Below are 25,681 nucleotides of genomic sequence, written 5' to 3'. Positions count from 1 at the left end.
ATGTACTTTATTTAAAAGAACCTGGCCATTCAGCAGCAATATAAGCAAACACAGACCATGCAGCTACATTTTGGCGCATATGCTTTGGATTTACCTTATCAAAGGTATCGTCTGGGGTGTGATGTAAGTCAAAGTAATCAGTACCGTCTTGCATCAGATTCACCGCGGGTACGCCCAACACTGCTAGCGGGATCATATCTGGTCCACCACTGGTGTTCCCGCTGCGACGGGTGACACCGAGTTCACCCATGATTCCAGCCATAGTGTCGATTACGTGAATTGCATTTGTAGAAATGTTATCTGATGATTGCAACCCATAAACTGGGCCAGCGCCAAAGTCTGATTCTGAACCAATAATATGTTTTGCTATAGTGCCATCAGCTTTTCTGGCTTTGGCATAAGCTCTCGCGCCGATTAAGCCTAGTTCTTCTGCTCCCCAAAGGATGACACGAATGGTTCGCCTAGGGCGCATTTTAGTGTTGTTTTTGATCAATGCCCCAGTAGCCATTGCAATGGTGACTCCGGCACCATCGTCTACTGCCCCTGTACCTAAGTCCCAGCTATCTAAATGTCCACCAATCACCACTATTTCTTCAGGTAACTCACGTCCAGTAATCTCTCCAATGACGTTTTTGGTGACTATGGCACCTAAATCTTTAGTTTGAATATTTAGGCGGATTTTAGGGTGGTGACCATAAGCGATTAATCGTACTAACTGATCTGCGTCAGGGTTAGATAATGCCACTGCTGGCACCTTCGTATAACCCATTGCCACGTTGGTTGCTCCTGTATGCGGGTTACGGTGGTCGTCAGTGCCAATCGATCGGATAAGTAACGCTTCTGCTCCTTTTTGGGCCGCCAACTCATGACCTTTGGAGCGAGCAATATTAGCAGGGCCATAACCCCCGCCGTTTTTAAGTCGTTCCATACGATTACTGATAAACGCTATTTTTCCTTTTAAACTTCCGTCAGCGGTTTTTTCGAGATCAGCGTAGCTTTCGAAATGCACTATCTGTGCTTCTAGGCCTCCTTCGGGTGTTGATTTTGAACGGCCAAGTGCAGTGATAATCATCTTTTGATAGGAAGGTACAAGAATCTCTGCGGTTTCAACAAGGCGAATCCAGCCGTTCATTTTTACATCTTCGGTATATACTTTATCGAATCCCAATGCTTGCAGTTGTTTAACACCCCATTCGATACCCGCTTTTTCACCTGGGGTGCCGGGATGACGTGCGCCGACTTCAGTAGTCAGTGATTTCAATAATTCGTATGCGTTGTCATCTTTGATAGCTATATCACGTAAACTTGCTGCCATCTCTTTAGTTTCTTTCGAAACGGGGATAATCTCACTGCTGGCAATTGTTGGTGCAGTGAATAAAAATGCGGCCACAGCCATTATTTTTGTTATTTTCATCGGAACTCCGTTTTAGTATTTTTGTTTTGATGATACGCAATCACTTCCAGTCCGTCACTCAATTATAGCGAGTCTGACTTGGTGGTTTGTATAAGTGTTATATTAATCTGGCTTTAACATCCCGTACTTTTGTCCGCCCCAAAGGCAAGCGGACTCCGCTTGTTAAGGTTAGCCAGTATTTACTTCCTTCTTCAGCTTCAATAGATTGAATCGCAGCCACTGATACCGCATAAGAACGATGAATACGGATGAAATCGTCGGGTAGTAGATTGAGTAGTTTATCTAAACTTTTGTCGTGTAAAAAGCTTTGTTGGTTTTGCTGGTAAACTTCACAATAATGGCCGTCAGCTTTAAGATATAAAACTTCGCTAATGGCCAATAATTGTATTTTTCCTAAACGTTTGTAGGTTAGATATTTGCTCTGCCCTTGCTGTTGTTGCAGTCTATCTGCGGCTTTTTGAATACGCTCTTGGGTGAAAGGTTTAGCTACAAAATCTAGCACTCCAATCTCAAACGCTTCGATCGCGCGATCTGAGTTGGCAGATACTACTATGGTATGAAAACTTTGACTGAGTTGTTGTTTGAGGAGTGTAAAACCATCTTGTCCTTGTAGGTTTAAATCTAAGAATAACAAGTCTATTGGGTGCTCAGCTAAATAATCGGCGGCATCATCCAGTGAATGACAGGTCTTGATCTTAATTGGTTGTTGACTAAAGGCTTGCTCTACAAAACGTTTGAGACGTTTGGCAACCATATATTCATCTTCGACAATCACGATACTTTTCATATGTGGTTGACCTCCAATGAAACCAGTTCATTAGGAGGGACCTTTGAAAGCGGAAAGGTGAGTGTGACTTGCCAATTATTATTACCAAGCTGACTTTTCATTTTCCAGTTGTTCGCAAAACTTTCTGCTAAACGTGCTTCGATATACTTGCTGCCAATACCCAGATTAATCCCTTTTTCTGATGACTTTTGGGTAATAGGAGCAATGAATGTAAGCTGTTGCATTGACTTGTCGGCAATAATATTTTGCTGCAAACTAAAAACAACTTCGCCTTGTTGATAAAGGTTATGAGATAGCGCATTTTCAAGCAAAGTGAGCACCACTCCTGGAGGTACGCTGGCCTCTTTTTGTTGGATTCTGCAAGTCATTGAAAATTGTATGTTGGTGCGATATCCCATAACTTTAAGGTGAGATTGACATAAAGCTATCTCGTCTTTGATTTGAATTATTGGCTTTGCCGACATATGTGCCATAAATCGGAATTCGTCAGCCAATGCTTGAATAAATTTAACTGCGGTTTTAGGGGAGTCTTCAATCCATTCTTCAATTGCCGTTAAGGTATTTAAGATAAAGTGCGGTTGTAGGTTGCGCTTGATCAGTTCAAGTTCTAAACGGCTTGCGTTTATCTGGCTTCGTATTAGTAGTTGTTGTTTGCTGTGCATCGTTTTCGCTAATGTGTATAACATTAAGCTTATTAAGGCGGCAAATGATACGAAAAAATACTGATCCATATATGAATACGTATTGATTGTAATAGGCGCGATAAAAAGTAGCATGCCACCTAACATCAATAGTGCGTTTTCTTGCTTTTGTAAGAGCGCATGTAAACAAATGCCACTACTAGTCATTACACCAATTAAAAACACGTAAAGACTGCGGTTATCATAGCCGTCGAGCCACAACAAGATTATCAATTGAGATACCCAAGTAATACTAATCCAGGCAGCTCGAGTCATTGACTTGAACTGAAAAAACCACGCGAAAAACAAACTGAGTAATAGCGATATTAACCAAGACATTCCCAACACTACTATTAAGCGTGGAATCTGCCAATCGTAAGTGTAGGGCCATAAACCCCGCCATGATTCAGCAAAGGTTAGTGCCAAAATAGATAAACATAACAAGCTAAAAATGGCATAGCTGGGTTGCTTAAACGATTTGCAATAAACAAATAATGAATAAAGTGCGATTAATAATAAAGCACCAGACATGACCATAGGCCGACTCGCTTGCTTGTAAGGTAATTGTACTAGACTTTCGTATTCGCTCACCAAACTCCAAAAGGATCCATGCAAAAGCGTTTTTGGATTGTGATGAGCAGATATTCTTAAGCTAAGTGTGTGGGTGCCCACTTCAGTTAAATGAGTTGGTAATAATATGATTTTGTCTATTAGGCCTGGAGTTTCACTCTGCTTATCTTGACCTACAACACCATTGCTAGCGATAAACTCTCCGTCCCAATAGGCGTCAAAAGCGCCTAATATACTCACTAGCAAACCCAGCGGCTGTTTGGCAACAGTGTCTATTTTGAAATCGACTTGTACCCACATGTTTCTTTCAGATAACGGAATACCGTTAAAATGATTGCTTTGCCACTGGCTACGATCAATTTCTGGTTTTGAATGATCAATCTGGTCATCAATTAATAAATAATAAGTGTCACTGACGATTATCTCAGGCTCTTTGGCACAGGCCACCTGAATAAAAACGCAAGATATCAGTATGGAAATAAATAACGGTAAACGCACGGTGATTCTCCCTTTTAGATATCATACCAAGGTGCAAAGGTGACGTCAGAGTCGTTCACGTATTAGACGAGCAGTTGATGCAAAACTCGCTGCAAAGCAGTCTAACTTTTCGCAGTATAAAGGCACTTTATATACTGCGGGAAAAATTCTATGAAGATTATTAGTTCAAGAAAAAGATTGTTACAGCTATGCAGTTTGGGTTTGTTTTTTGGTTTATCCAACTTATTGTATGCCGCTAACTTAGGTCAAGACTATAGCGCTCTATTGTCAAAAGTTAGCGGACCAAATAATACTACTTTCGATTACGACAGTTTTATTCAACAGGCAAAGGTGACAGGTTTAAGCATGGCCGTTGTCGATGATTATCAAGTGGTATTCAGCCAAGTTGCGGGCTTAAAAGAAAACGGTACTCAGCATAAAATTGATAAACAAACGGCTTTTTCAACTGCGTCTATATCCAAACCCGTCACTGCTACCTTAGTTATGATGTTGGCGCAGCAGGGCAAACTTGACCTGGACGCACCTGTTAATACCTATCTTAAACGTTGGAAAATAGCAGCGTCTGATTTGACTAAAAACCAATCCGTCACCTTTCGAAATTTGCTGTCTCACACTGCAGGTATGACCCAAGGTGGATTTGCTGATTTTCACTTAGGTGACGATATCCCTACTCTAATCGAAAGTTTAAATGGCATTAAACTACCTCGATACAAGTCGCCAATCTCTATAGATTTTGAGCCTGAAACAAATTGGAATTACAGCGGCGGCGGATATGTCATCGTGCAAGTCGCCTTGGAAGACTTAACGGGTAAGCCACTGGCGCAACTGGCAGAGGAAATGTTATTTGCTCCTTTGAATATGCAGCACACTACTATGTATCAAAACGGGCAAGATAAGTTTTTAACTAACCTTGCCAAGGTCCACGATATAGACCAAAAGGTGATCCGCGACGGTATTCCTATTTGTCCACAAATTGCACCTTCAGGCATGTGGAGCACCCCTTTGGATATGGCTAAGTTGACTATTGAGTATCAAAAAGCATTGGCCGGCAAACCTACCAAGGTCATATCAAACTGGGTGGCGACACAAACCACAGAAATTCAAACTATTAAAGTAACCGGGGGATGGAGTGCAGGTTGGATGCGCTTTGAGGCTCAAGGCAATTTAGACTGGTTTTCTCATGGTGGCTCTAATACCGGAACCGGTGGCCATGTTATGGCCACCATGGAGGGCGGAAAAGGTATTATGATATTTATTAATGCAACGACTCGTACCCGCAACCCAGCTATCAACATGTTGATTGAAAGTGTGGTTAAAAATCTACACTGGACTCAACCCATTACGCCTAGTGAACAGTCAGTATCTAAGGTGTTAGCTGAAAAAATGACTGGTAGATACCTATCACCAGCGGATCAAATTGTGACTATAAGCCAACAACAAGATAAATTGATTTACCACAATCCACTACAAATTGGTGGTGGGCAATTTACCGGTGAAATGTATTACAAAGAAAACAATAAGTTCGCGTTAGATGCGCACCCAAACATTGTTGGCCTTGAAATTAATCCCGCTGACCAACAAGCCTATTTAACTGTGTTTCGACCAGGAACAAGTTTGCAAGACTATGCGATGCGGAAACTACGTGACGGTGAACAACTTCCTTTCGAAGTGGCTGAAAATCAAGATGTAGAGCAAAGTATCAAAGCCTATAAAGAGTGGCAAAAGCTGTATCCCAATTCTAGGATGCTGTCGTCTAATACTCTAAATAATGCTGGGTACACGGCCCTTGCTAAAAAGGATGTTAAAGCAGCGATAAATTATTTTAGTGTGTATGTTGCCTTATACCCAAATGATGCCAATGCCTTTGATAGTTTAGCTGAAGGTTATATGACCAAAGGAAATACCCAGTTGGCAATCGAGAACTACAATAAGTCCCTAACTATCAATGGGGATAATCAAAACGCCAAAGATATGTTGAAAAAACTGTCTGCTGCAAAAGCCTTGTAATAAAAGAAATCTGAACTCGAAATATAGCGAGCGGAAAATGCTTGGCTTGTTTTGAGTTCAGATTTTATGACACGAACGTTTCAGAGTGAAAATATCACTAGATGCGTATGGTAATGATTTCAATAGACCGTATTGTTTATCAATCTACATCCACAATAAATATCTCTTCAACAGTCAAATTAAATAGTCGCGCTATTTTGATTGCCAAAGGTAAACTGGGATCGAACTTACCTTTTTCGATAGCATTGGCGGTTTGTCTCGATACAGCCAATGCATTTGCTAAGTCAGCTTGGGTCCAGTCGCGTTCAGCTCTGAGAACCTTTAAGCGATTTTTCATTGATACTTCCTATTACCAAACACAATACTAATGATATAAGTCACTGCCATGAGCATAATGAGGTGATTGATTTCTGGTTCGAAGGTGATGAGTTTAATATCTTCTAATTGCTCATAGGCGATACCTGCAATCAATCCTACTCCCAAGGTGATACCCAGCGCATCCATGGTGACTTTACGCTGTAACTCGTCAAGGTTGGCTAAGTGTTTCACATTCACCAAAATCATCATGATTCCTATCGCTAGATGCGTCATTAAAGCAATAGCAGAATAAGCCAGTTGATAGTCCCAAATATATTCAGCTCCAAATCTCAAAAATGCTGTGCTCAGTACCCAAGCAAGGGTCCAAATTGCTAGATGTTTAACCCCAGTTTTTTGTTGTGAGCAGTGTAATTCGTTGTGTTTAATCTCATTCATAAGTCAAACTCCTAAGTCATAAAGTAAAATAAGCTTTACTTTTGAGGTGAGTATCAACCTAAGAAGCTCTTATGTCAAGCCTGTTTTACAAAAAGAGTGGTTTTGACGACATTTAAGAGAGTTTGTTCTTAAAGTCTTGGTATGCAAACTTTCGCACCAATTCAAATTGGCCATCTTTACGGATTAACCCGATGGAAGGATGCTCAACACCATTAAAGAAGGTGGTTTTGACCATAGTGTAATGGATCATATCTTCAAATATTATTCGTTCACCAATTTGTAGTTCATGATCAAAACTATATAAATCAATGGCGTCGCCAGTTAAACAAGAGTTGCCGCCAAATCTGTAAGTAAAGGCCTTTTCGCCGGCTTTGCCGGCCCCTGTGACTTCGGGACGATAGGGCATTTCTAAAACATCAGGCATGTGGGCCGTGGCAGACATATCCACTATCGCAATCTTATCGCGATTCTCGACTATATCAATGACTTCACAGACCAAAGAACCTGTTTGCCAAGCCACAGCTGAGCCCGGCTCTAAAATCACGTTAAGGTGGGGGTGGCGTTGTTTAAATGCTTTTAGTGTCGCGATAAGGTGTTCAAGATCATAACCTTGTTTGGTCATAAGATGCCCGCCGCCAAAGTTGATCCACTTGAGCTGTGCAAAGTATTGGCTGAATTTTTTTTCTGCAGCCAGAATAGTTCGCTCGGTGGCATAGGAGTCACATTCACATAAATTATGAATATGAAAACCTTCTATACCGCTTAAATCGGCATCTGCTAAATCTTTGGCCAGAATACCAAAACGTGACCCCGGGGCACTGGGGTCGTACAGCTCAGTTTCGGCTTCGCGATGCTCTACATTAAGACGTATACCGGGCGAAACGTTAGAGCTTAAAATCTGTTGTTTATAACGTTGCCACTGACCAAGACTATTAAACGAAATATGATCCACTAAATCGACTAATTGATCTATATCGGTGGGTTTAAATGCCGGTGAAAAAGCATGTACCTGTTTGCCTATTTCTTCTTTTCCTAGTCTAGCTTCCCATACAGCACTCGCGGTTGAGCCTTGTAAATACTTGCCGACTAAATCAAAGGTAGACCACATAGAGAAACCTTTGAGTGCCAGAATAATCTCCACACCACTTTCTTGTTGCACACGTTGCATAAGTTGTAAGTTAGCTTCGAGTTTGGCTTCTTCACAAACATAACAGGGTGAAGGTATAGCAGGGTTTAGCATTGGGTTTGTCATAGTTGGTGTAATCTAATCAACGTAAATGAATAAAGACTTTGAAGATTACTCCCAAGTCTCTCTAATATTCTAGCGACGAGCTAGTGATCACAGAGCACAGAGGAAGAAAAGATGCTTATTTCTTTTCTCTCTCCGTGCTCTGTGGATCAATTTCTTTACTTCTAGCTATTACTTCTTAAATGGACTCGAATCACACTCGATCACATGCCAAGGCAAGCCATGGATGTTGAGCATATCCATAAATGGGTCTGGGTCAAATTGCTCCATGTTCCAAACACCGGGCTTTTTCCAGGTACCATTTAACATCAAAGATGCACCTATCATGGCAGGTACGCCTGTAGTGTATGATACTGCTTGAGCGCCAACTTCTTCATGACACTTAGCGTGTTCACAGTTGTTATAAATAAAGATGGTTTTTTCTTTGCCATCTTTTACGCCTGTTATATAAGTACCGATACAAGTTTGCCCAGTGTATCCATCAGCCAACGAGCCTGGATCGGGCAATACGGCTTTTAAGAATTCCAGAGGGACTATTTGTTGACCTTGGAAGTTAATCGGCTCGATACTGGTCATGCCGATCCCTTCTAGAACTTTTAGATGAGTCAGGTAAGCATCGCCAAATGTCATCCAAAAACGCGCGCGTTTAAGAGACGGGAAGTGTTTAACTATGGATTCCAATTCTTCGTGGAACATTAAATATGAAGCACGTATACCTATATTCTGGTAATCAAGGTCTTCACGCACACTTAACGGATCGGTTTCTTTCCATTCGCCATCTTCGAAAAAACGACCACGTTGGGTGATTTCACGAATATTGATTTCTGGATTGAAGTTAGTCGCAAAAGCTTGACCATGGTCGCCGCCGTTACAGTCAACTATATCGAGATAGTGAATTTCGTCGAAGTAATGTTTGGCCGCATAAGCCGTGTAAACATTAGTAACGCCTGGATCAAATCCACTGCCTAGTAGTGCCATCAAGCCCGCTTTTTCAAATTTGTCTTGATAAGCCCATTGCCAAGAGTATTCAAATTTAGCCACATCTTTGGGTTCGTAATTGGCAGTATCCAAATAGTCGACACCTGTTTCTAAGCAGGCATCCATTATGGCTAAATCTTGATAAGGTAGTGCCAAATTAACAACTAAATCAGGTTTTACCTGATTGATGACTGCAACCACTTCACTGGCATGATCGGCATCAACTGCGAAAACACCTTTGACTCTATCTATTCCTACTTCTTTCTGTAGTGCTTCACACTTAGCTACAGTGCGACTTGCTAGATAAATTTCATCGAATAACTCGGGTAAACGAGCACACTTTTTTATGGTCACTGCGGCTACTCCGCCGGCACCAATTATCAAAACTCGGGACATAGAGTGTTCCTAGTATTAAGGTTATGTAATAAAGGGTGAATGCTAGCAGTAATTTATTGAGGTGCAAGTTGAAAATTGAAGAGTGCTAGCAATTAAAAACATAATTCCTTTGGGGTTAAGCCTAGTGCAGTCAGCACTTGTTGTTTCCTCTGGGAGAGACTCCCGGAAACAACTAGGTGTTTAATTTCGTGGCTTTTTAAGTATTGCTGATTAAACACCTGAAATTCGTGGCGGTTTGCGTCACCGGAACGCTCCCATGTATCGTCATAAGGAATATCGTCGTCACATAACACGACTAGATCATAGCGTTGCCAACAGTCCTTCGCGAGTTGCTCTAACTCAAGTAAAGCCTTCTGGTGATAATGGATCGCAAAATGCCAAGTAGTAAATGCACTGGTATCGCAGAATAAGTATAGGTTAGCGCGAGACGCGGCTTGGTCTTCCCACTGGTTTTGCATCTTCGCAATATGTAATAATTGCTGCGGGGTTAAACGCCTGTCAACTTGATGGGTAATCCAATATTCACGTCCATATTCTGGAACAGTAATCGTATGCAAATCTTTAGCTAGAGCTTCACACAAGGTGGTTTTACCGGTAGACGGGCCCCCTAAAAATACAATTTTCTTAATCACTAACTATGCTCGCCTTTATTTGTGGTACTCGAACTAGAGTTTAGGTGTGTATACCATTGCCACTGACCGATAATAGCCATTATCAAGAAGCAGGCATACAGTGCCGACGTGGGAAATAACCCTTTTTGCCAGTAAATGGCGATAGCGACAATGTCTACAGCAATCCAAACTGTCCAGTTCAATAATTTTTTATGTGACAATAACCACTGGGCTACCAGACTGGCACAAGTGGTAAAAGCGTCAGGGTAGGGGAAACTCGCGTCAGTGTTATTTTGCATTATGTTACCTAGAACTAGGGTGCAAATGACAATAGCCATTAACCATAAAGTATATTCTTTTGTGGTGCCGCGCTTAACTACCACATGGCCTGTAGAGTCTTGGGAATTTTTCCAAAGCAGCCAGCCATAGATTTGAAATCCAATATAAAAGATATGTAGACCCATATCCGAATACAGTTTCACATCATAAAAAATCCAGGTGTAAATGCTTACTTGCACAAATCCAAAAGCGAAACACCATATATTGCGTTTAATAACCAAATAAACACACACAAAGCCACAGACAGTCGCTACCCATTCGAGTGGGGAAGCACCCGCGAAACCACTTAACCAATCAAGCCAGTTCATAAAAATTTGAATTTTGTCAAAAACAGCAGAGATTGCGGTAACAAAAATAGGATGTGTTTATACAAAAAATGACCTTATAACAATAGGGGTAGAGGACTAAGCCATTGGCAATTTACCGCAGTTTTGCTGGTGAATGCAATAATGACTTATCTTGCGCCCTGCAGACCGCCAGTGTGCAGCGCTAAGATGCGACTATTTTGAGGAAAATATCCGGCCTTGAGTAGTGCTCTGAGCCCCCAAAATAGTTTTCCACTGTAAACCGGCTCAATAGGGATAGTCGTTTGTTGGTAAAAGACTTGGCAGAATTGTCTAAGCTCATTAGTAGATTTAGCGTACCCACCAAAATGAAAATCATGGTTAATCTGCCAGTTCGCCTGGGATGAATCTACTTCTAATAAATCATCAACCAATTGTTCAAGGTAACCTTCGCCTTTTAAAACGCCAATTCCTAGAATCTGGCAGTTTGAAAATGCTTTTTTTTTGCCGATCGCGCTGCTCAATCCTGCCAATGTTCCGCCACTGGCCACAGGCGCAACGATATAATCGTATGTATCGTTTAACTCGTCAATAATTTCGCTTACGCCTTGAACGGCAAGTAATTGCGAACCACCTTCAGGGATAATTGATGCCCCCGGATATTGTTGCTGCAATGACTGCAAATAATCGAGTTCACTTCGTTGTTGGTAGATTTTTCGATCTACATATTGAATATTAGTTTGCCAAGTCATTAGGTCTAACAACATTGGCGTTGGCTTGAGCGAATAATCCCCTCTGACAATTGCAGTCAATTGTATACCTAGATGGTGGCAGCAATATCCCAATGCGTGTAAATGATTTGAAAATCCTCCACCAAAACTGACGATATGTTGGACTTTGGCTTTTGACGCAGCCTTTAATGCATATTTAAGTTTTCGCCATTTGTTGCCTGATATGACAGGGTGCAACAAATCATCTCGTTTAACAGTGAGCGTTATGCCATTTTGATTGGCCCAATCAGATTGAATTGTTGATTCAGCTGATGGTGTGGCTATATTCAACTGCGCTGTTATAGATTGTAAATTCAAAGTTTTGTATACACTCATTTGGCTAAGATTATTGCTTGCAGCTATATTAATCGATTCTGGTTTAAGCACATAAACCTTTGTTGTGATAACTTTTTGCGCCAATAGGACTTAGGCCATCGTTTCATTATTTAAAATACATCGTGCCATTGTAGATACTTAGGCATTTTTCAATAATGTTTTTAAAGTCTTTTTTGAAGGTTAGTTTCAGTTTTTTCATAATCGCTGCCCTGTTTTAATATAGATATTGTTGATGATGGCAGTATCATAAAACCTCAGGTTAACTTGAGGTAAAGTGCTTTTTTCTCTATATTTGATGTAGTAGTTAATTAGGGACTAAGCAATGGAAGACGCAAATTTGTCAGTGGGTTATGTGGCTAAGCGCACCGGGGTGAAGGTGTCTACTTTGCACTTTTATGAGCAAAAAGGTTTGATTCGTAGTTGGCGTAATCAAGGCAATCAAAGGCGTTACAAACGTGACGTGTTACGCAGAATATCAGTGATTAAAGCCGCTCAAAAGTTAGGTATCAGCCTGCAAAGCATTCACCAAACTTTTTTAGGGCTGCCAAATGAACGTACACCGGATAAAAATGACTGGGCGCAATTATCAAAACGTTGGCAAAAACAGCTCGATCAGCAAATCAATTCGTTAACTAAGCTTCGAGATTCATTGGATGGTTGTATTGGTTGCGGGTGTTTATCAATGCAAAGCTGCCCTATCTATAATCCAGATGATGTCTTGGAAGAAGAAGGCCCAGGGCCGGTTATTTTAGGTAGAAACGAGTCAGCCGATTAAATGTCACGTTTGACAATAACAGCCTTTTGCGTCTGTAATTAGTATGCTGTTTTCGATGGCGGGGCTATTCAATTTGGGAATAATCGCATCTACCAATCCGGTTCCACTTAAACAACCATAACCCTCGGCGTAAGGGCCAAAGTATATTAGTTCTTGAAGCGCACCAATAATTGCAACCGCTGGAGTGGAAGGAACAAAACTAGCAAACTCAGGATGAGCGCTAATGTTGATATGTATATTTTGAAATCCGTTGTCGATCATGTTCTGGGATAAGCGGGCAATATGGGGTTGCGCTATGGTTTCACAGAAACAATTAGTGTCTGAAAAATGGACAAGTGATTGCCCTGCCAATTTGTGTTGTTGCTGTAATTGAGAGATAAATTTTTGCTCAAATTCGACATCAGTTAACGCTATGGCGAGTTTTGATTGAGGGTCAAACTCGTCTAGCTGGCTCACAGACAGAGTCAATAAACCAGCCAGACACATCACACCCCATAGAGCGACAACCCACTTTACTGACAAAGTTTACACCGAAAATTGTCGTAACTGTTGTTCGAGCTTGTTGCATAACTGGGTCAATTCTATCGCTTCGTTTTTAACAAGGTTAACGTTACTTTGTTCATCGGCTGATAATTCACGTAACAACTGTGTTGATTCGTTTATAGATTTGACATTTTTTGATTGTCTGTCGGCAGAGGTCGCCACTGTAGTAATATTGTCGGATACTAATTGAAAGCTATTCACTACACTATCCATCTGTTGCATAGCAGCGCTAGAAGAGTTAACCGCTTCGTCAACCATTACCACACAGTCATTCATTTGTGAGACTGAAGAATTTGCGCTAGTTATTAAACCTACTGTAATTTGTTCTATTTCTTCTGCACTTTCTTTAGACTTAATTGCAAGGTTTCTGACTTCGTCTGCTACTACGGCAAAACCTCTGCCGTGTTCTCCTGCTCTAGCTGATTCAATAGCGGCATTGAGTGCCAATAAATTAGTTTGTTCGGCTACAGATTTAATAGATTGCATCACTTCTGAAATGTTATTGCATTTGTCACTCAATGCTTGGATGGCAGTTGATGCAACAGTTAAGGTTTGCCTCAAACGAGAAACATTGTCACTAGAGCCTGCAATCGATTCTTTGGTTTCTACTGTGCTAGTTTTAGCTTTTTCAGCATGAATATGAGTCTCTTGTGAACGCGTGGCAACATCTTGTATGGTATGACTAATTTCTTCAATTGAGTCTGAAATGAGCTTAACTTGTTCCGCGCTCAGAGTGACAGAGGTATTGAGTGTACCTGACGAAGTATTGACTTTTTGTGCTACAGCGGAAACATTGCTACTAAGGTTATTCGACTCTTCAATTAAGGATTTAAAGGCATCAATTAACGACTTAAACTCTTGTATACTTTGCACGTCTCGAGGTATGTCAACTTTAAGGTTTAACACCCCTTTTTGACGCATAATGCCTGATACTGTGTGGTTCAGTATCACGGCTCCTCTGGCTTCAACGAAACTATTTTTGGACATTAATCCGAGAATCACGCCTTCTGCCACAGCAAAAGCTGCATGAATCGCTAAAATATAAAACGTGACTCTGCCTTCTTCAAATATGACTAAGCTGCCACCATTGCTTTGAACGAAGTAAAAAAGGATATGATGAATAGCAACAGTGACGGTGCCAATTGCAATTGCTTTCCAGTCACGAAAATAAGATAAAAACGCTAACATCACAAACACTTCAAAATGCAGCTCTGTCATGCCATATGCTTGTTGAATATGAAGTGCGGCGAAAAGTTGTACTGCTATCGCAAACGCATATCGATTAATTGCCTTGTCGGGGTGGGTGTAGCTTAAAATGATAGGTAACGCTAAAATTGGTAAACCGAGTAAAAATGGTTCTATCCAACTGGACGTCATAAAAGCAATAAATAACGATATTAGCCATTGTATAACCACAACAACTCTGAATAGTTGATTGGCACTTTGCAGCCAAGGATATTTCATAGGGTTTCCTTTTAGTCTACCTCTTAACATATTATCGACAATTATGCAGATTTTGTAACAAATAGTTGTTTTTAATTGGGACTGTAGTTACTAATTCGATTGATATTTAGATCAACGCTTATTGCTGTAAAATATTTCAAAATACTAACGACCAGAATATTGACTCCGTAATAAGCTGCATAATCGATGACGGCGGCACGATATTGATAGCCGTCAATATTGTGCCTTATGACAAAGCGGCTATATCAAATAACAAAACATCGTTAACAGCTGGTTGACATATAGACGTCTATACGGCAAATTGAACCTATGAAAAAAATAATAACAATCACCACCGGCATGATGATTATCACCTTTAAGAGGGTGGTCGCTGGCTAGTGCATAATAATTACACATAAAAAGCCCGCAACCACAGCGGGCTTTTTTGTAGCTCTAAGAAATATGTAATAGCGAATACGTGATTAAGATAGTGTTGAAACGTTTAAGGAATCAAAAAATGAAGGTATTGAAGTTTGGGGGCTCGTCTCTTGCTGATGCAGAACGTTACTTAAGAGTAAAAGACATTAGTTTTGCATGTCATACCGAAAGCGGTGCGGCAGTTGTTTTGTCTGCTCCAAAGGGCGTCACCAATGCCTTATCATTGTTATGTGATGAAGCGGCTGAGGGTAATGATTACGGCGAGTTATTTGCCAAATTAAATATGGTGCTTTTTGGAATTTTGGATGATTTGCAATCTAACTTACCTAACTTTTCTCAAGCTAAATTAGCCGACTATATTCAATATACCTTAAATGATCTCAATCAGCATTTAGAGGGTTTTGCTTTGTTACGCTGCGCTCCAGAGCAGGTAGTTGCCAAAGTATTGAGTATAGGCGAATACGTCAGTGTTAATATTTTTAGTGAAATTTTAACGGCATTGGGACATAACAATAGCATTATAGATCCGGTTAACTATGTTATTGCCGAAGGCGATTATTTAGATAGTATTGCTGATGTATCTGCAAGTAAGGCACGCTTTAGTGATGTAAACACATCTGGCGAGCAAATTTTAATCATGCCAGGTTTTGTTGCCGTGAATGAAAGCGGGGAAAAAGTCACCTTAGGTCGAAATGGTTCAGATTACTCAGCTGCTATTTTGGCTGCCTGTATTGACGCAGAATGTTGTGAAATTTGGACTGATGTAGACGGCGTTTATAATGCCGATCCTAACCAAGTAGAAGGTGCAGTATTGCTTGATAAGCTGACTTATCAAGAAGCCATGGAGCTATCTTACTTTGGTGCTAAAGTTTTACATCCAAAAACCATTGGCCCTATCGCCCAGCACCATATCCCTTGTTTAATTCGCAATACCCTTAACCCTGCTGCCCCGGGAACCTTAATCAGTAATGAAGCGAGTACCAAATGGACTAGCGTAAAAGGTATCTCTCACTTAGATGATATGACCATGTTTAACGTGGCAGGTCCGGGCATGAAAGGCATGGTGGGCATGGCTAGCCGTGTATTTGAAATCATGTCTAATGCGAATATTTCCATTAGTTTAATTACTCAGTCATCTTCTGAGTACAGCATCAGTTTTTGTATTCATAGTAAAGATGCCAGTCGTGCCCAAGATTTATTAGAAGATTCATTTGCTCTAGAGCTAAGTAATCAATTACTTGACCCTATTGAAGTACGTCACGAATTGGCCATTGTTACCTTAGTAGGAGATGGAATGCGACACTCTCAAGGTTTGGCTGCTAAATTTTTTAGTTCTCTTGCTCAAGCCAGAGTCAATAATGTTGCTATTGCACAAGGGTCGTCAGAACGCTCAATTTCTACCGTAATTGAATCACGTAAAGCTAAAAAAGCAGTCAAAGTAGTGCATCAGAATTTTTTCTCTAACTTACACGCCATTGATGCGTTTTTAGTAGGCAGCGGTAGTGTAGGTAAAGAGTTACTGGCGCAAATAGCGCGTCAACAAGCGTCATTGCTCGAAAAAAATATCAGTTTAAAAGTATACGGTATTGCCAACAGCAAAAAGTTACTGCTGCAGTCAAATGGCATAGACTTGAATTCGGATTGGCAACAATCACTAGCGCAAAGCGAAAAACAGTTTTCTATCGAAAATTTGATGAATTTTGTACATGACAATAGTTTGATTAACCCAGTTATTATTGATTGCACCAGTAGTTCACAGGTTGCTGAACAATATCCGCAAATGATGCTGGATGGTTTTCATGTAGTCACACCTAATAAAAAGGCTAATACCGCGAGTACTGAATTTTATGATTTATTGCGAGAAACAGCACAACAAACCAATCGTCAATTTTTGTATGAAACTACAGTAGGTGCGGGTCTACCGGTTATCGACAATTTACAAAACTTGTTCTACGCCGGGGATGAATTGGTCCGTTTTGAAGGGATTTTGTCTGGGTCGTTGTCTTTTGTATTTGGTAAGTTAGACGAAGGGCTGAGTCTTTCTGAAGCAACTGAAATAGCTAAAAAGAATGGCTTTACAGAACCTGATCCTCGCGATGATTTGAGTGGTATGGATGTCGCAAGAAAACTGTTGATTATGGCTCGTGAGTCTGGTTTAACGCTAGAGTTATCTGATATTACCATAGAGCCAATTTTACCACCTTCGTTTGATGCCAGTGGCAGCATTGAAGACTTCATGTCGCGATTACCTGAATTAGACGCTCACTATGCAGAAAAAGTAGCGGTTGCTAAAGAAGAAGGCAAAGTATTACGGTATGTGGGGTCGATTGAGCATGGTAAATGTGTGGTAAGTATCGAAGCTGTTAACGAAGCGCACCCATTATATATGGTTAAAGAGGGCGAAAACGCTTTGGCCATCCATAGTCATTATTACCAACCTATACCTTACGTTATTAGAGGATACGGTGCCGGCGCTGCAGTAACAGCCGCAGGTGTCTTTGCTGATGTGATGCGCACTATGCCTTGGAAACAATCACTATAATGTCAAACGATAAAATGAAAAATACTATTTTAAAGGCCTATGCGCCTGCTTCTATCGGCAATGTAAGTTTAGGGTTTGATTTACTTGGTGCGGCATTAAAACCAATAGACGGTAGTTTATTGGGAGACGAAGTAGAGATTGAAATAGCAGAGCAGTTTAGTTTAGTGGTCAAAGGCCGTTTTGCAGACAAGCTGCCGCCCGACGCCAACAGTAATATAGTGACACGTTGTTACCAGCACTTCATCGCTGAGTTGCAAAACCAAGGTCATTCCAAAAGTACTTTGCCGGCGCTGAAAATGACCTTGCATAAACATTTGCCGATTGGCAGTGGATTAGGCTCAAGTGCCAGTTCAATTGTCGCGGCGTTGTATGCTTTGAATCAGTTTTTTACTGAGTATTTGGGTAAGGCTCCGTTTGATAATAATGAGTTGTTATTAGTAATGGGCGAACTCGAAGGGCAAATAAGTGGCAGTGTACATTACGATAATGTTGCCCCATGCTTCCTTGGTGGACTAACCTTAATGGCCGAACATCAAGAACAGGTAGCATTGCAATTGCCTGTGTTTGATAACTGGTATTGGGTGTCGTGTTATTCTGGGATTAGCGTATCTACGGCTGCAGCACGGGATATTCTACCCAAACAGGTTTCAATGGCTGATACCATACAGTTTGGTCGCCAATTAGCTGTGTTTGTTGATGCGTTGTACCGTAACGACGAAAAACTCGCTGCTGCTATGATGTTTGATGTGATTGCCGAACCTTACCGTAAGTCTCTGTTGCCAAAATTTGACGAATCGCGTAGCTTCGCAGAACAACATGGGGCTCTAGCTTTTGGAATTTCTGGCTCTGGTCCAACGGTATTTGCGGTATGTGACAATTTAGAAAACGCTAAAATAATTAATCAATGGCTAGCTGATAACTATATTCAAAATGACACGGGTTTTAGTCATATCTGCCAGCTAGACACGAGTGGAGCATCCGTTAGCCACTCTTGAAAGCATAGGCTTTCTTACGAGCCAGTTACATTGGGCTAAACAGCACGGTAACTAGCGCAATATTATAAGTATTTAAAAGGTAGTAAAGTGGAACTTGTTAATTTAAAAGACGCCTCAGAGCAAGTAACGTTCGCAGAAGCGGTTAAGAAAGGTTTAGGCAATAACCAAGGTTTATTTTTTCCTAAACAATTGCCTAAATTTGATGATATAGAGTCATTATTGGCCATGCCTTTTGTTGAGCGAAGCGTAGAGATACTAAGCGCTTTAATTGGTGATGAGTTACCCCGAGAAACGGTTGCCGGCATAGTAGAACGCGCATTTGTGTTTGACGCTCCTTTGGCTAAAGTCACTGATAATGTGTATACCTTGGAATTGTTTCATGGTCCTACACTGGCATTTAAGGATTTCGGTGGTCGTTTTATGGCTCAGTGTTTGGTTGAAATTTCCGATGGGCAACCCATCACAATTTTAACCGCCACCTCCGGTGATACCGGTGCAGCAGTAGCACATGCGTTTCATGGCATAGACAATATCAATGTAGTGATTCTGTACCCTAAAGGTAAGATCAGCCAGCTCCAAGAGAAGTTATTTACAACACTCGGTGACAATATTCACACTGTGGCAATTGAAGATGATTTTGACGCCTGTCAGCAACTAGTTAAAAGTGCCTTTGATGATCCTGATGTTCGAGATGGATTACACCTCAACTCTGCAAACTCTATTAATATTAGTCGTTTAGCAGCACAGGTGTGCTATTACTTTGAAGCCGTTTCACAGCTTACGGCAGCTGAGCGCGAAGACTTAGTCATTTCAGTCCCTAGCGGTAACTTTGGTAATTTGACTGCCGGCTTAATCGCAAAAGTGATGGGGCTTCCGGTCAAACATTTTGTGGCCGCTACTAATCTTAACGATACGGTGCCTCGTTATTTAAAAACTGGGGAATGGCAGCCAAAAGATACAGTTGCGACTTTGTCTAATGCAATGGATGTTAGTCAGCCCAACAACTGGCCGCGTATTGAAGCCTTAATTGAGCTAGGCATGGTGGATAAGTCGGCTATTTCTGGCGACACAGTAGACGAAGACTATACCCAAGTCGCAATGCGACAACTTGCCCAGTTAGGTTATGTCAGCGAACCCCATGCAGCCATCGCGTACAAAGCGTTGAGTAGAAAGATGGAAGAAGGGCAAACCGGTATTTTCTTAGGCACCGCGCATCCTGCTAAATTTCGCGAAACAGTTGAAAATGTTTTGGGTCAACCTATCAGTTTACCTAAACCACTGGCTGACTGCGCAGGAAGAGAAGGTTTGTCAGCCGAATTGCCTAGTGACTATCAGGCGTTAAAAGCGCACTTGTTTAATATTTTAAGCTAAAGAGCTTAGATGAGCACTTGGGAAGATATTTTAGGTCAAGAAAAACGGCAAGCTTACTTTCAACAAATGATGCAATTTGTTGAAAGTGAGAGGGCTGCTGGCAAGATAATTTATCCTCCTAAACAAGATGTGTTTAATGCTTTTAGCTTAACTAAGCTGGATAACGTAAAGGTAGTGATATTAGGGCAAGACCCTTATCACGGACCTAATCAAGCCCACGGTTTAAGTTTCTCGGTATTGCCCAACGTAAAAACACCCCCTTCATTGGTTAACATCTATAAAGAGTTAGCCACCGATATCCCCGATTTTAGTATCCCACAACATGGCTTTTTACAAAGCTGGGCAGAGCAAGGAGTATTGCTTCTTAATGCTGTGCTCACTGTTGAACAAGGCCAAGCACACTCCCATGCAAAAATTGGCTGGGAACAATTTACCGATGCGGTTATTCAACAATTGAGTGACCAATGTAGTGGGTTGGTATTTTTGCTGTGGGGTAGCCATGCACAGAAAAAAGGTGCAGTGATTGATACACAAAAACATCATGTGCTAACTGCACCACACCCTTCACCATTATCAGCTTATCGTGGCTTTTTTGGTTGTAAACACTTTTCTAAAGCCAATCAACTACTCCAACATCAAGGTAAAACTGCTATCAATTGGCAGGTTTAGAGTGATTTTTCTTGATTGACTAAGTTGTTGATTAGCGACAATGAAGTTTCACAATTGAAAACCTAAAGTGTGAAGTGTTTGAAGTAAAACACCTAATATCTATTAGTCAGATATTTTTATCGTTTACAGATTTTAATCTAGTCATGCTAATTTTTGTTGAAAGACAAAGGTGGCTATGTTGTTCTTATACAATCAAACAAATCTCTTGTCTAAAGGTCGTAAAATGAGAAGTATTTTTGTCATCGCTACAGTTACTGCTTGGGTACTGATGTTAGTACTCGGTATTAAATGGCCAAGCATGCTTTGGGGGAGTTTATTACTTATACCGATTTCCCTGGTCGGCTTGTACGACATGTATCAGACCAAACATGCTATTAGACGAAATTTTCCTTTTGTTGGTCGTGGTCGTTGGGTCATGGAGTTCTTTAGACCTTTTCTACGTCAGTATTTTTTCGAGTCTGAAACTGATGGCGTACCCATCAGTCGAATGTTTAGGTCGGTGATTTATCAACGAGCTAAAGGCGCACAGGACTCTGTACCATATGGCACTAAGCTTGATACTCAGGCCGTAGGGTACGAATGGATTGGTCATTCATTGGCCGCAATTCATGCAGATAAAGAGACATTAAGTCAGCGAATCGTGGTTGGCGGAGAGGATTGTCTGAAACCCTATTCTGCAAGTGTTTTTAACATTTCTGCCATGAGTTATGGGGCCCTAAGCGGCAATGCCATAGAAGCGTTGAATAAAGGCGCAAAAAAGGGCGGTTTTTACCACAACACAGGCGAAGGTAGCGTTAGTGCATCTCATTTAAAACACGGTGGTGATTTGGTCTGGCAAATAGGAACCGGATATTTTGGTTGTCGAACACCAGAGGGCGGATTTGATGCGGATAGTTTCGCTAAAACTGCTGTAAAAGATAACATCAAAATGATTGAAATTAAATTATCTCAAGGTGCTAAGCCAGGGCACGGGGGAATTCTACCCGCACATAAAAATACCATAGAGATAGCTCAAATTCGACAGGTAGAGCCGGGCACTATGGTCGAATCACCACCAGTGCATTCGGCGTTTTCTACACCTCTGGAAATGATGCATTTTATCAAGCAACTTAGAGACTTGTCTGGTGGTAAACCCATAGGTTTCAAATTATGCATAGGTCGTAAAAGTGAATTTATCGCACTATGTAAAGCGATGGTTCAAACAAAAATTCAACCTGACTTTATTACTGTTGATGGCGGAGAAGGCGGCACAGGCGCAGCGCCTTTAGAATATTCAAATTCAGTTGGCATGCCGTTGCGTGAAGCGCTAGTTTTTGTGGTAGATGTATTGGTTGGTTTTGGTTTAAAAAAACACATTCGAGTCATTGCTAGTGGTAAAACCTTTACGGGGTTCCATTTAGTTAAAAATTTAGCATTAGGTGCTGATATGTGTAATAGCGCCAGAGGTATGATGATAGCGCTTGGGTGTGTTCAGTCTTTAATTTGCCATACTAACGAGTGCCCAACAGGTATTGCTACCCAAGACCCAACTTTAGCATCTGGATTAGTTGTAGGTGACAAGGCCACAAGGATCGCTCGTTTTCATAAAGGAACCGTAAACGCCACATTTGATCTTGTCTCTTCTGCTGGTTTATCGAATCCAAATCAATTAAATCGCTCTCACATTTATCGAAGAGTCAGTCAATCTGAAATAAAGCGCTTTGATGAAATTTACCCGAATTTAGCAGAAGGTTGCTTGTTGCAAGAAGACTGTAATCCCGAGCTGTTTACGCTAGAAATGAAAGAGGCAACAGTTGATTGTTTTATGCCTAAACATTATGTAGTAGAAGGGCATGCTGGAACGGAAAAGGTTGCCAGTTAATCCAAAATAAAAGTCGCAGCAGCCTGATACCGCAAGGCTTCAGACAGAGCTTGCTTTAAAAGTAGATGAACAAAAAAAGCCCTGACAATTCAGGGCTTAAAGTATTACAAAAATTCTAATTCGTCTTCTGGTGACATTCCTAACTCTCTTAATTCTAGCTTGAGTCGGTGTCTGTCGTGTATGGCTTCAATTTCCCGCCATTTTCGCTTACTTGTTTTGCTTTTGGATGACTTGGTTTCTGAATCTAAGGTAGACAATAATTCGGACTTATCCATTTTGATCTCCTTTATTATTTTCGCGCACTTATTATTAGGATACTCTTTAAGCTATTGTGATTAACAACTAAAACAAAAGCTTAATGACTATGTACCACAGGGACAGTTAAAATAGAATAAGTATTTGTACTTTTTATTAACAAAACGTGAAGGTTTAGTGACAGGGAGTTAGCGTAAAATAGGGGGTAAATAAAGAGACAACTGAAAACAACGAAAGGGTGCCAATGATGTAATTGGCACCCTTTAAATTGACTAAATCACTAGGTCTATGGGCAAACCTACTGGATCGGTTATTAACCGTTTGCTTTTCTAAACTTGCTGATCAACTGGTTGGTTGATGCATCAAAGCTTAGACTGGAGTCTGAATTAACAAGTTTATCCAGTACTTGATTTCCCAGTTCTTTACCTAGCTCTACTCCCCATTGGTCAAATGAATTCACTCCCCAAATTGCACCTTGTACAAAAACTTTATGTTCATACATGGCAACGAGTGAGCCTAAGGTTTTAGGATCGACTTGATTGAAGAGTAGGGTGTTACTGGGTTTGTTGCCAGGCATCGTTTTGTGGATGGCAAGTGATTCAAGGGTGTCTTCATCTAAACCTTTTGAAGCTAAATCGGCCTTACATTCAGCAAATGTTTTACCTTGCATTAACGCTTGGGTTTGACCAAAACAGTTAGACGCTAACATGGCGTGATGAGTATCGTCTTGATTAGGTACCTTTAATGGAAACATAAAGTCTGCGGGTACTAATACTGTACCTTGATGAATAAGCTGGTGGAATGAGTGTTGCCCGTTGGTACCTTCACTGCCCCAAATAATCGGCCCAGTGGCGTAATCGGTGGTGCTATCAGCGCCAGCAATACGCTTACCGTTACTTTCCATGTCCAGCTGTTGAACATAAGCTGGAAAACCGCGTAAATAGTGATAATAGGGCAATAACACATGACTTTGTGCGCCAAAGAAGTTTACATACCAAACACCTAACAACGCCAATATCATAGGTAAATTTTGCTCAATGGGAGCCGTTTGAAAATGTTCATCCATCTCAAATGCCCCTTGCAATAACTCGCGATAGTTGTCGTAACCTATGGTTAATGCGATAGGTAAACCAATTGCTGACCACAGTGAATAACGACCACCTACCCAGTCCCACATCGGGAAAATATTGTCTTCTGCCATACCAAATTCGGTAGCGGCTTTAATATTTGACGATACCGCTATAAAGTGCTTTGCGATATCTTGCTGCGATCCGCCCGCTCCTAAAAACCATGCTTTAGCAGTAAGGGTGTTTTGTAAGGTCTCTTGAGTCGTAAAGGATTTAGATGACATTACCACTAGGGTTTCTTCGTGGTCGACAGTGGCCAATACGTCTTGAATATGACAGCCGTCAACATTGGCCACATAATGTACTTTAACCCCTTCGAACCAATAAGGTTTCAGGGCTTCTGACATGATTTTCGGCCCAAGAAAAGAACCACCAATGCCGATGGCAACAATTTGTTTTAAAGGTTTACCAGTATAACCTTTGCGTTCTCCGCTATGTATACTGGCTACAAAGTCTTGGATTTTTTTCTGACAAGCTAAGACTTCTGGCATCACATCTTCACCGTCTACCAAAACGGGCTTGCCTGAAAAATTACGCAATGCGGTATGTAAAACGGCGCGTTTTTCAGTGTGGTTAATGATGTCACCGGCAAACATGGCCTGACTTTTTTCAGTGACTTGAGAGTCGCTTGCCAAAACATGTAATGCTTGCATGACTTCGTCAGTGATGAGGTTTTTCGAAAAATCCAACTCAATTCCACAGGCTGCTTGAGTAAATTTTTCAGCACGATTAGGGTCTGCAGCAAACCAGTCACGCATGTGCTGAGTTTTTATGTGTGTCGCTAAGTTTTCAAGGTTTTTCCAAGCGGGGGATGCCGTTAGTGCAGTCATAATATGTTCTCGATTTGGGGTAAAGATTAAGTCTGGCCCTTAAAGGTTGACTAAAAACAAAAAAGCGCCGATTTCGACGCTTTAAAGTTAAATGAGCAAGTTTACAAGTAGCTTCTTAACATGGCTTCCAATTTAACTTGGTCTGCTGCAAAGTTACGAATGCCTTCAGATAACTTTTCAGTTGCCATAGCATCTTGGTTCATTTCCCAGCGGAATTTAGTTTCGGTTAATGGCGCGCCAGGAGTTTTGGTGGCACCCTTATCTTGCAACTTAATTGGCAGAGGGGCATCAGTTTGCGATAACTCTTCCAACAAGCCCGGTCCAATGGTTAATCGGTCACAGCCTGCTAATTCAGTTATTTCACCTGTATTGCGGAAACTAGCGCCCATCACAACTGTCTTGTAGCCATGATCTTTGTAATAGTTATAAATTTTAGTGACTGAAATTACGCCCGGATCTTCAGATGAACTGTAGTCAGTTTTGCCAGTACTTTTCTTGTACCAATCCAATATACGCCCAACAAAAGGTGAAATTAAGAAAGCGCCAGCTTCTGCACATGCTTGTGCCTGAGCAAAGCCAAACAACAATGTAAGATTACAGTTAATGCCTTCTTTTTCTAAAACCTCAGCTGCGCGAATGCCTTCCCAAGTAGACGCCAACTTAATTAAGATACGACTTTTGTCGATGCCTGCTTCTTTGTACAGAGCAATCAATTTATGAGCTTTTTCGATACTAGCAGCAGTGTCAAAAGATAAACGGGCATCTACTTCCGTAGAAATACGACCCGGTACTATATTTACAATGTCGGTACCAATAGTGACCGATAGTTTGTCACCAGCATCAATAATTTGTTGTTCAGGATCGGAAGATTGTTGTTTTGCCCATTCCACAGCACTTTCTAAATGAGACTTATATTGCGGCATTTCTGCTGCTTTAAGTAACAAAGATGGGTTAGTCGTTGCATCTACCGGTTGGTATTTTTTGATGGCTTCAATGTCACCGGTATCGGCAACAACTGTGGTAAGTTCTCTTAATGCTTGTAATTGATCTGACATAGTATCCTCTAATAAGTTGTGACGCTTTGTGGGCTATCACATGGCAATGTGCATAGCTTGGCAAATTTGTTTAGGAATTCAAAGAAGTAAGCTGACTATCATATG

Annotated in this window: 22 protein-coding genes; 7 read left to right on the top strand and 15 right to left on the bottom strand. The window is 41.1% G+C overall.

Annotated features, from left to right (window positions below; translation table 11 throughout):
* Nucleotides 1-7: 7 nt before the first annotated feature.
* The 3 genes from KO534_RS15370 to KO534_RS15360 all read right to left on the bottom strand — a co-directional run bounded on the left by KO534_RS15370 (nt 8) and on the right by KO534_RS15360 (nt 3,949).
* Nucleotides 8-1,414 carry a M20/M25/M40 family metallo-hydrolase gene (locus tag KO534_RS15370; protein ID WP_215930573.1) on the bottom strand — a complete coding sequence of 469 codons (1,407 nt, stop codon included), beginning with the start codon at nt 1,412-1,414 and terminating at the stop codon, nt 8-10.
* 97 nt (nt 1,415-1,511) lie between these two features.
* Entirely contained in the window at nt 1,512-2,201 is a 690-nt protein-coding gene (locus tag KO534_RS15365) for a LytR/AlgR family response regulator transcription factor (protein ID WP_215930571.1), read from the bottom strand.
* Nucleotides 2,198-3,949, bottom strand: coding sequence for a histidine kinase (locus KO534_RS15360; RefSeq protein ID WP_215930569.1), 1,752 nt, complete (start codon nt 3,947-3,949; stop codon nt 2,198-2,200). Before KO534_RS15360 ends, KO534_RS15365 begins: the two co-directional genes overlap by 4 nt.
* A gap of 150 nt (nt 3,950-4,099) precedes the next feature.
* Between KO534_RS15360 and KO534_RS15355 the strand changes: the two genes are divergently transcribed.
* Nucleotides 4,100-5,956 carry a serine hydrolase gene (locus tag KO534_RS15355; RefSeq protein WP_215930567.1) on the top strand — a complete coding sequence of 619 codons (1,857 nt, stop codon included), beginning with the start codon at nt 4,100-4,102 and terminating at the stop codon, nt 5,954-5,956.
* Between the two features lie 139 nt (nt 5,957-6,095).
* Here the strand turns inward: KO534_RS15355 and KO534_RS15350 are convergent, their stop codons facing one another.
* The 7 genes from KO534_RS15350 to KO534_RS15320 all read right to left on the bottom strand — a co-directional run bounded on the left by KO534_RS15350 (nt 6,096) and on the right by KO534_RS15320 (nt 11,672).
* The gene (locus tag KO534_RS15350) at nt 6,096-6,293 is read right to left on the bottom strand and encodes a helix-turn-helix transcriptional regulator (protein WP_215930565.1); all 198 of its coding nucleotides are present in this window, start codon (nt 6,291-6,293) and stop codon (nt 6,096-6,098) included.
* Nucleotides 6,290-6,709: a hypothetical protein gene (locus tag KO534_RS15345; RefSeq protein ID WP_215930563.1), complete on the bottom strand. Its 420-nt coding sequence runs from the start codon at nt 6,707-6,709 to the stop codon at nt 6,290-6,292. Before KO534_RS15345 ends, KO534_RS15350 begins: the two co-directional genes overlap by 4 nt.
* Before the next feature lie 112 nt (nt 6,710-6,821).
* Nucleotides 6,822-7,961: a carboxynorspermidine decarboxylase gene (nspC, locus tag KO534_RS15340; RefSeq protein ID WP_215930561.1), complete on the bottom strand. Its 1,140-nt coding sequence runs from the start codon at nt 7,959-7,961 to the stop codon at nt 6,822-6,824.
* A 168-nt stretch (nt 7,962-8,129) separates the two neighbouring features.
* The gene (locus KO534_RS15335) at nt 8,130-9,332 is read right to left on the bottom strand and encodes a saccharopine dehydrogenase family protein (RefSeq protein ID WP_215930559.1); all 1,203 of its coding nucleotides are present in this window, start codon (nt 9,330-9,332) and stop codon (nt 8,130-8,132) included.
* Between the two features lie 92 nt (nt 9,333-9,424).
* Nucleotides 9,425-9,964: an AAA family ATPase gene (locus KO534_RS15330; protein WP_215930557.1), complete on the bottom strand. Its 540-nt coding sequence runs from the start codon at nt 9,962-9,964 to the stop codon at nt 9,425-9,427.
* Nucleotides 9,964-10,590 (bottom strand): nicotinamide riboside transporter PnuC, encoded by a 627-nt coding sequence (gene pnuC / locus KO534_RS15325; protein WP_215930555.1) that lies wholly within the window; start codon nt 10,588-10,590, stop codon nt 9,964-9,966. Before pnuC ends, KO534_RS15330 begins: the two co-directional genes overlap by 1 nt.
* A gap of 146 nt (nt 10,591-10,736) precedes the next feature.
* Complete coding sequence (locus KO534_RS15320) at nt 10,737-11,672, bottom strand: pyridoxal-phosphate dependent enzyme (RefSeq protein WP_215931224.1); 936 nt, start codon at nt 11,670-11,672, stop codon at nt 10,737-10,739.
* Nucleotides 11,673-11,994: 322 nt separating this feature from the next.
* Here KO534_RS15320 and soxR point away from each other — a divergent pair, with 322 nt between their 5' ends.
* Nucleotides 11,995-12,447 (top strand): redox-sensitive transcriptional activator SoxR, encoded by a 453-nt coding sequence (gene soxR, locus KO534_RS15315; protein WP_215930553.1) that lies wholly within the window; start codon nt 11,995-11,997, stop codon nt 12,445-12,447.
* Nucleotides 12,448-12,450: 3 nt separating this feature from the next.
* Here the strand turns inward: soxR and KO534_RS15310 are convergent, their stop codons facing one another.
* Nucleotides 12,451-12,969: a DUF6436 domain-containing protein gene (locus KO534_RS15310; RefSeq protein WP_215930551.1), complete on the bottom strand. Its 519-nt coding sequence runs from the start codon at nt 12,967-12,969 to the stop codon at nt 12,451-12,453.
* A gap of 3 nt (nt 12,970-12,972) precedes the next feature.
* Entirely contained in the window at nt 12,973-14,454 is a 1,482-nt protein-coding gene (locus KO534_RS15305; protein ID WP_215930549.1) for a methyl-accepting chemotaxis protein, read from the bottom strand.
* A gap of 496 nt (nt 14,455-14,950) precedes the next feature.
* Here KO534_RS15305 and thrA point away from each other — a divergent pair, with 496 nt between their 5' ends.
* The 5 genes from thrA (at nt 14,951) to KO534_RS15280 (ending at nt 22,309) form a co-directional block, all read left to right on the top strand.
* On the top strand, nt 14,951-17,413 hold the full coding sequence (gene thrA, locus KO534_RS15300; protein ID WP_215930547.1) for a bifunctional aspartate kinase/homoserine dehydrogenase I: 2,463 nt from the start codon (nt 14,951-14,953) through the stop codon (nt 17,411-17,413).
* The gene (thrB, locus tag KO534_RS15295; protein WP_252732171.1) at nt 17,413-18,408 is read left to right on the top strand and encodes a homoserine kinase; all 996 of its coding nucleotides are present in this window, start codon (nt 17,413-17,415) and stop codon (nt 18,406-18,408) included. The genes thrA and thrB overlap by 1 nt, the downstream gene beginning before the upstream one ends.
* An 87-nt stretch (nt 18,409-18,495) precedes the next feature.
* Complete coding sequence (gene thrC / locus KO534_RS15290; protein WP_215930545.1) at nt 18,496-19,779, top strand: threonine synthase; 1,284 nt, start codon at nt 18,496-18,498, stop codon at nt 19,777-19,779.
* A 9-nt stretch (nt 19,780-19,788) separates the two neighbouring features.
* Entirely contained in the window at nt 19,789-20,448 is a 660-nt protein-coding gene (ung, locus tag KO534_RS15285) for a uracil-DNA glycosylase (protein WP_215930543.1), read from the top strand.
* Between the two features lie 223 nt (nt 20,449-20,671).
* The gene (locus KO534_RS15280; protein ID WP_215930541.1) at nt 20,672-22,309 is read left to right on the top strand and encodes an FMN-binding glutamate synthase family protein; all 1,638 of its coding nucleotides are present in this window, start codon (nt 20,672-20,674) and stop codon (nt 22,307-22,309) included.
* Nucleotides 22,310-22,413: 104 nt separating this feature from the next.
* Here KO534_RS15280 and KO534_RS15275 read toward each other — a convergent pair whose 3' ends face one another.
* The 3 genes from KO534_RS15275 to tal form a co-directional block, all read right to left on the bottom strand.
* Complete coding sequence (locus KO534_RS15275; protein WP_215930539.1) at nt 22,414-22,584, bottom strand: DUF3545 family protein; 171 nt, start codon at nt 22,582-22,584, stop codon at nt 22,414-22,416.
* Nucleotides 22,585-22,877: 293 nt separating this feature from the next.
* On the bottom strand, nt 22,878-24,521 hold the full coding sequence (pgi, locus tag KO534_RS15270) for a glucose-6-phosphate isomerase (RefSeq protein ID WP_215930537.1): 1,644 nt from the start codon (nt 24,519-24,521) through the stop codon (nt 22,878-22,880).
* A 101-nt stretch (nt 24,522-24,622) separates the two neighbouring features.
* Entirely contained in the window at nt 24,623-25,576 is a 954-nt protein-coding gene (gene tal / locus KO534_RS15265) for a transaldolase (protein ID WP_215930535.1), read from the bottom strand.
* Nucleotides 25,577-25,681: the final 105 nt, after the last annotated feature.

The sequence above is a fragment of the Paraglaciecola arctica genome, from assembly GCF_018861065.1.
Lineage (GTDB): Bacteria > Pseudomonadota > Gammaproteobacteria > Enterobacterales > Alteromonadaceae > Paraglaciecola > Paraglaciecola arctica_B.
Note: the sequence above shows the minus strand (reverse complement) of the source record. Positions and strands in the feature narration are given on the sequence as shown.